The 5,606-nt window shown below is 51.1% G+C and carries 8 protein-coding genes; all 8 read right to left on the bottom strand.

What is annotated here, in order from left to right; genetic code table 11:
• A partial coding sequence (locus Q7V48_05650; protein MDO9210220.1) for an AAA family ATPase occupies positions 1–297 on the bottom strand: 297 nt, incomplete at its 3' end.
• 136 nt (positions 298–433) lie between these two features.
• The gene (locus Q7V48_05645) at positions 434–1,414 is read right to left on the bottom strand and encodes an ArsA family ATPase (GenBank protein ID MDO9210219.1); all 981 of its coding nucleotides are present in this window, start codon (positions 1,412–1,414) and stop codon (positions 434–436) included.
• A complete protein-coding gene (locus Q7V48_05640; GenBank protein MDO9210218.1) occupies positions 1,411–2,349 on the bottom strand; it encodes a TRC40/GET3/ArsA family transport-energizing ATPase in 939 nt (312 codons plus the stop codon). The genes Q7V48_05645 and Q7V48_05640 overlap by 4 nt, the downstream gene beginning before the upstream one ends.
• 162 nt (positions 2,350–2,511) lie before the next feature.
• A complete protein-coding gene (locus Q7V48_05635; GenBank protein ID MDO9210217.1) occupies positions 2,512–2,808 on the bottom strand; it encodes a hypothetical protein in 297 nt (98 codons plus the stop codon).
• A 321-nt stretch (positions 2,809–3,129) separates the two neighbouring features.
• On the bottom strand, positions 3,130–3,441 hold the full coding sequence (locus Q7V48_05630) for an HNH endonuclease signature motif containing protein (GenBank protein ID MDO9210216.1): 312 nt from the start codon (positions 3,439–3,441) through the stop codon (positions 3,130–3,132).
• Positions 3,442–3,583: 142 nt separating this feature from the next.
• Positions 3,584–3,844 carry a hypothetical protein gene (locus Q7V48_05625; protein MDO9210215.1) on the bottom strand — a complete coding sequence of 87 codons (261 nt, stop codon included), beginning with the start codon at positions 3,842–3,844 and terminating at the stop codon, positions 3,584–3,586.
• On the bottom strand, positions 3,834–4,103 hold the full coding sequence (locus Q7V48_05620) for a BrnT family toxin (protein MDO9210214.1): 270 nt from the start codon (positions 4,101–4,103) through the stop codon (positions 3,834–3,836). The genes Q7V48_05625 and Q7V48_05620 overlap by 11 nt, the downstream gene beginning before the upstream one ends.
• A gap of 142 nt (positions 4,104–4,245) precedes the next feature.
• Positions 4,246–5,046: an ABC transporter substrate-binding protein gene (locus Q7V48_05615; protein MDO9210213.1), complete on the bottom strand. Its 801-nt coding sequence runs from the start codon at positions 5,044–5,046 to the stop codon at positions 4,246–4,248.
• Positions 5,047–5,606 lie beyond the last annotated feature (560 nt).

The following is a 5,606-nucleotide window of genomic DNA, read 5'->3' as shown; positions in this document are numbered from 1 at the left end:
TTTGAAATTACTCACGTAGCAGAGGTCATCAGGGATTTTCCCGGCCTTGTCGATCTCCTCCAGCAGGCACTTGATCGTGGTGTTGCGACCGGTTCCTAACAACCCTACTATAAAAATGTTGTAACCCAGGCTGTCCATCTCCAACCCCAAGCGGATGGCTTTCAAGGCCCTCTCCTGGCCGATAATTTCCGTGCAAGCCGGGATTTCGCTCGTATCCTCGAACGGAAGTGACTCGGGCGGGCACCGCCACCTTAATTTCTCCACCGGAACCTCTTTATATTTAAGTTCTAACCCCATTGCCTACCTCCTTGAGGGCATGGAATAAAAGCAGTGTCAGTGTGAGTGTCAGTCAAGAATAAGGAGGAAAAAGATTAGACGTCAAAAAAAGTGGGGCCGAAGCCCCACTCTTAAAGCACATTGATAGACCGCTTCTTCAGATAAAAAGGCGGTCGGCTAATTTGCGTAGCATAACCGGCCCCTGGATTTCCGTATCAAAAAGAGGAACGATGGAGCGCACCCTATCGCCAAAGGTCTGCCAGATTTCCTCCATATGTTCATCCTGCATCTTCACCCGGTTGCGCACGAATTCCGGTGATTCGGGTTTGACCATCTCTTTCTGGATCAGGCCATTGACGATCACCCCCCCCACGGGGATTCCGAAATCATGGAACCACTGGATGAACCGGTTAATGACGGCGATGGGCAGGCTTTCCGGCAGAGTAACGAAAAAGAAAGAAGTGATCTGCGGGTCGGTCAGGAGCACTTTGGCGTTAGCCATCCGGTCCTTGAACTGCAACAGGTAGTCCATCAAAGGATCTTTTTCTTCCTTCTTGGTGTAGGAAAGGGCTTTGCGCAAAACCCCGGCCTCCCCCCGGCTCTTGAGCATCTTATCTACCCAGAGGGAGTAAACCTTGGACATACCCAGCAGCCGCCGGGCATTGGCGGTGGGGGCCGTGTCAAAGACATAGATCTCGTATTCGTCCTTGAACATCAGGTCGATCATGTTCTCAAACATGGCTGACTCTTCAAAAGCCGGGTTCATGGTGGCGGACTCGACGAATTCCTCGGCCTTGATGGTAATGTCGGCGAATTTGAGAAACCAGGCGATCTTTTCCCGGATCTCCTTTTTGGAGCGCTCGATAGAGTCTTTGGTGTCGATTTCGAAAGCAAAGCAATGTTTCTCGTCGCAGATCAACACCGGTTTGCCAAAGACATCCTGATTCAGCAGGTTGCTCAGGCTGTGGACCGGGTTGGTGGAAGCCAGAAGGGTTTTCTTCCCTTGTTTCGCGAACCATAGAGCCGCAGCCCCGGCCATGATGGTCTTGCCCACCCCTCCTTTGCCGCCGAAAAAGACGTATTTGAGCTTGGGGTGTGCTTTCATATAATCGGTCATGTTCATGGTAATTCCGCTCATGGTTTACCTCCATTGCCGAACATGGCTTGGGCCATCTTCTCGATCATCTCCAGACCGGTTACATCCCGTTCCATCTCGGGAACCGAAGCTAAAATCTCGTTCTTGAAAGTCTCATCGATCAACTTCAGGTATTTCTCCTGCATGGTGATCCGGTTGCGCAGATACTCGGGGATGTCCTGGTTCTTCAGTTCTGGGGGAAGGACCCGGTTGATGATGTACCCGCTCAAGGGGACATCAAATTTGGCGAAGAGCCCTGCGGCCTTCTGGGTGTCTTTGATGATCATCTCCTCCGGTACGATGACAAAGAAGAAGGCCGTCTTCTGTTTGTCCGTGAGGATGCTCGATGATTTGTTGATCCGGTCTTTGATCCACAGCAACTCGGTGAGGATCTTGTCCTCCTCCGTTTCCTTTTCCCTCTTCACGATGGCCACTACCTGATCGTACTCGGCCATATCCCCCCGGAGGTGAGTAATTTTATCGATCCAGGCGTCATACACCGAGGCCATGGAGAGGTAGTAGAGCGCATGACCCAGGGGGACGAGATCGTAGATATAGTAGTCATAGCCGCCTTTGACCACGATGTCCACGACTGCATCAAAGATTGCGCTCTCTTCCATCGCCGGCTCTGCTGCCGCGGCCTGGATGTAGCTATCGATTTCTTCGGGAACTTTCGCCAGCCCGTACATGTCCAGGATCTTCTTACGAATCTCCTCCTGGTATTCCTTGATCCGGCGATCCGCATCAATCTCCTGGGCGTAGAGATTGGGCATGATCTCCACTGCCCCCTTGCCGAAGATATCCCGCTTAAAGATGTCGCTCAAGGATGCTTGAGGGTCTACGGAAAAGACCAGAACCTTATGCCCCCGCTTGGCCAGGTAATAGGCTGTGGCCGCGGAAAAAGTGGTCTTTCCCAACCCTCCCTTTCCCCCGAACATGATGTACCGCCGGTCCGGAAACTTTTCAAAAATATCTGTGAGTGGAATGGCACACCTCCCTTAGGTCTGGGCTAAGCGCATAGAGCAGAGCGCATAGCGTTTAACTGCAATTGGGGGCACCTTTCATCCAAACAGGGATGAGAGACGGGCCCTCCCGATTTTTCAGGCCAGAGCGTCTGTAAGATCCCGCTCCCGCAGCATCCTTCGTTTCCAGGTGGCAATCTGCGGGACGACGTAAGGTAAAATGCGTAACGAATAATAAGGTGGCAGGATGGGCACCCCCAATAAGTCGCCCATGGTGATCAGGATGAAGAGGTGCTCCATGCTTCCTCGCGTTTTCAGGGCGAATCGGGCGGTATCATGGGCAGCCATTCCGTAGATCATTTCTTTGGCTGCCTTTCCAAACCTTTTTAAAAACCCGCCTTTTTGTTCTTCCTGTTTCTCTTCTTCTTTGGCCATTGTGTCCCTCCAGTATTCAGGACTTTTAAAAAATGGGTTTCCCCCTACCTTCTTTCTTTTAGTTCGGTTGCAATTATAATCTAAAACCGCCTAATGTCAAATAAAAAAACATTTTTATTGACATTTTTTTCTATTTGTGCAAAATTTGGACAAAATCTAATAACTGAGCTTCTTGCAAAAGTCCGTAATTTACCCTTCGACAGGCTCAGGGTGACCGGGCTTAGGTTGAAATTATTTAGTTTTTCCGTTCGTGGTGAGCTTGTCGAACCACAAAAAAATACTTTTGCAAGAGCCTCGATTGTTATCGGATTTAGGTATCCCTTATTTCCCAGTCATTGTACAAGTCCAATTCGGATAATTATCACCTTTGCCTTTGTTATTTCGCCAATGGAGGGGTTGAAGATTGCTGAGGTGATCTACCCCGCCTTTAGACACTGGGATGGTATGATCAATTTCCCACCCATAATCCCCAGTCATTCCATAGGCGACTTTTGCGATCCAAGCACTACATTGATCTTTTCGGTACAGGGATGAATCATATCCGGAGATGATTTCACCTTTATTCCAGACGGTATTAATGATCGCCTGATCAAAAACATCTCCCATGACTTTGGTATTAAGATTCCTTACCATAGTACCCCCCCTCTTCAAAAAGGAGCACATATTGTATAGTAAATTAATTTACTAAAATATGTAGTCTTTGTCAAAGACATTATCAAGATGTTTTCTTGTCTTGTCAGATATCGACATGATCTATCTCATGCCCAACACAAAGCTAAGCGGCGCGAGTCTTTGAGCGTCTGCTTGAGCGCCTTGTTAGGCGTTGCGTGGAGCGAGTAAGATCAAGGAGTGATCTCAATGCATCATTTACCGCGGCTGAATTGCCGAAAGCCTTGGCTACGTCTGGCTCAAGGACAACTACGTTAGCCCCTTCCTCCAAAAGCCGTTTGAAGTACTTGCCACGAACAGCTTTAGAGTAGTCAAAGTTGTATTCTGGGCGTAAATCCTCCGCAATATTTGTCGATTTAGTTTTCATGTCGTTTCCTTTCCTGTGCGGTTGCAGGACGCGCACTGATAATTCGTATTGCATTCCCTCTTTCCGTGTGTGAGACAACAAACATGCGCCCGTGAGATGAGAAGCCAATAGTGATTAATCTATGCTCATCAATTGAGTGATCTGGATCATCGAAGGTTGCCGATAAAGGATCATAAAACACGGTAACGGCTTCGTCAAAAGAAACCCCGTGCTTTCTTATATTTCGTTTCTCTTTTTCCCGGTCCCATTCGAATTGCATAACGGCATTTCACATTTATTTTTGTTTTTACACCTAACGGCTCAAACGATTTTGTTCGGCCGCGCGAATCAGCGCGCGGCCGAACGGCCGGCGTCACCCGCGCCCGCTTGCGGGCGTCGGGTGCATGCTGAGGTTAGGAGATCTATTCAACTGGTGCTCTGGGCGCGACCGAGGCGCCCTCAACGCGGTGCCGCTCGAGCGCCTGGGCGACGAATCCGGAGGCCTTCATCTCCTCGACGAACTCGCGGAGGTATTTCGCGCCTGCTTCGCGGCCCCTGGGCGTTCCCATCGCCTGATTGATCACCATGAACCGACCTTCGAGCAGGCGCAATCCGGGAATGCGCCGAGCATCGGCCTCGAGCTGCTGCTTTACGCCGGCGGCGACTTCGAGCTTTTGCGCCACGAACATGTCGGTGACGGCCGGAGAGGTGGGTGCCCGGACGATCTTCGCGTGCTTCAGGTTGCGCGAGAGGAACAGATCGTAGGCGCTTCCGGCCCCGGCGGCGACCCGCACGCCCTCGCGATCGACATCCGCGTTGCTGCGAATCGGAGAGCCCTGCGGCACGAGGTAGGCGCCTTCGATCACGACATAGGGCGCGGTGTAGCTGATGTCGACCGCGCGCGCCGGGTCGATCGCGACATAGGCGACGTCCCAGGCCCCGGACTTGAGCCCCTCCACCACCTTTCCGGCGGCATCGTAGGTGACGAACTGGACCGGAACGCCGAGGCGCCGCGCGAGCTCCCGGGAGAGGTCGACCGAAACGCCCCGCGGCTCGCCGGTGGACGGATCCCTCGCCGCGAGGATCGGGTTCCCGAAGTTGATCGCGGCACGCAGTTTGCCCGTGGGGGCGAGGTCAGAACGTGCAGCAGGGGGAACCTGAGATGTAGTTGCGCACGACGCGAGCAAGATCAGACCGACAAACCCGATCGCGATTCTGAACATGGTTGACCTCCTAACAGATATTAGGCTCCAATCGCAATTCATTATTCATCCTATATCGACGAAAGTATGGAAGCTAAGATCTTCCCTTCAACATTTTCCTCATAATCGAGGATAGGCCCACAGCTCCAGTGCGGATAAGCAAATGCGCGTGTTGGTCAGGAAGCTCCAGGCATAAAGGCGCGCCCCGGTTTTCGGCAACACTTCCGAGAATCGCCTTATCAGATCTTCTCGGTCCGCATCTGATAAAAATATCTTCCTTCTTTCCAGCCCTCTTACCATGACATGATGAAGAGCCCCTTCAGTGTCTAGTCTCGGCCTTCGCGGCATAAGGGTCAAATTACCAGAACCTTCCGATTATTCAACGGAAATATCGGAGCTACGTTATATATAGAAACAAGGAGAGGACACACTCCAAAGGGTGACATAGAAAAAAATACTTTTGTATGTTACCAGATATTTTCAAAAAAGAAACCTCCTGTTAGAGATAAGAGTATGTTCCACCAAACTCAAATTCTAAAGCAGGAGGTTTCTCATGAACGAAGAAGATCGTACCAGACTGG

The organism is Deltaproteobacteria bacterium (genome assembly GCA_030654105.1).
In the GTDB taxonomy this organism is placed as follows: domain Bacteria; phylum Desulfobacterota; class SM23-61; order SM23-61; family SM23-61; genus JAHJQK01.
The sequence above is the reverse complement of the archived record's forward strand: the minus strand, read 5'-3'. Positions and strand labels throughout refer to the sequence as shown.

Coding starts and splice junctions, on each gene's coding strand:
- Q7V48_05630 (MDO9210216.1), bottom strand. CDS start 3,441: ATGGTAAGGAATCTTAATACCAAAGTCATGGGAGATGTTTTTGATCAG.
- Q7V48_05640 (MDO9210218.1), bottom strand. CDS start 2,349: ATGTTCGGGGGAAAGGGAGGGTTGGGAAAGACCACTTTTTCCGCGGCC.
- Q7V48_05645 (MDO9210219.1), bottom strand. CDS start 1,414: ATGAGCGGAATTACCATGAACATGACCGATTATATGAAAGCACACCCC.
- Q7V48_05625 (MDO9210215.1), bottom strand. CDS start 3,844: ATGAAAACTAAATCGACAAATATTGCGGAGGATTTACGCCCAGAATAC.
- Q7V48_05615 (MDO9210213.1), bottom strand. CDS start 5,046: ATGTTCAGAATCGCGATCGGGTTTGTCGGTCTGATCTTGCTCGCGTCG.
- Q7V48_05635 (MDO9210217.1), bottom strand. CDS start 2,808: ATGGCCAAAGAAGAAGAGAAACAGGAAGAACAAAAAGGCGGGTTTTTA.
- Q7V48_05620 (MDO9210214.1), bottom strand. CDS start 4,103: ATGCAATTCGAATGGGACCGGGAAAAAGAGAAACGAAATATAAGAAAG.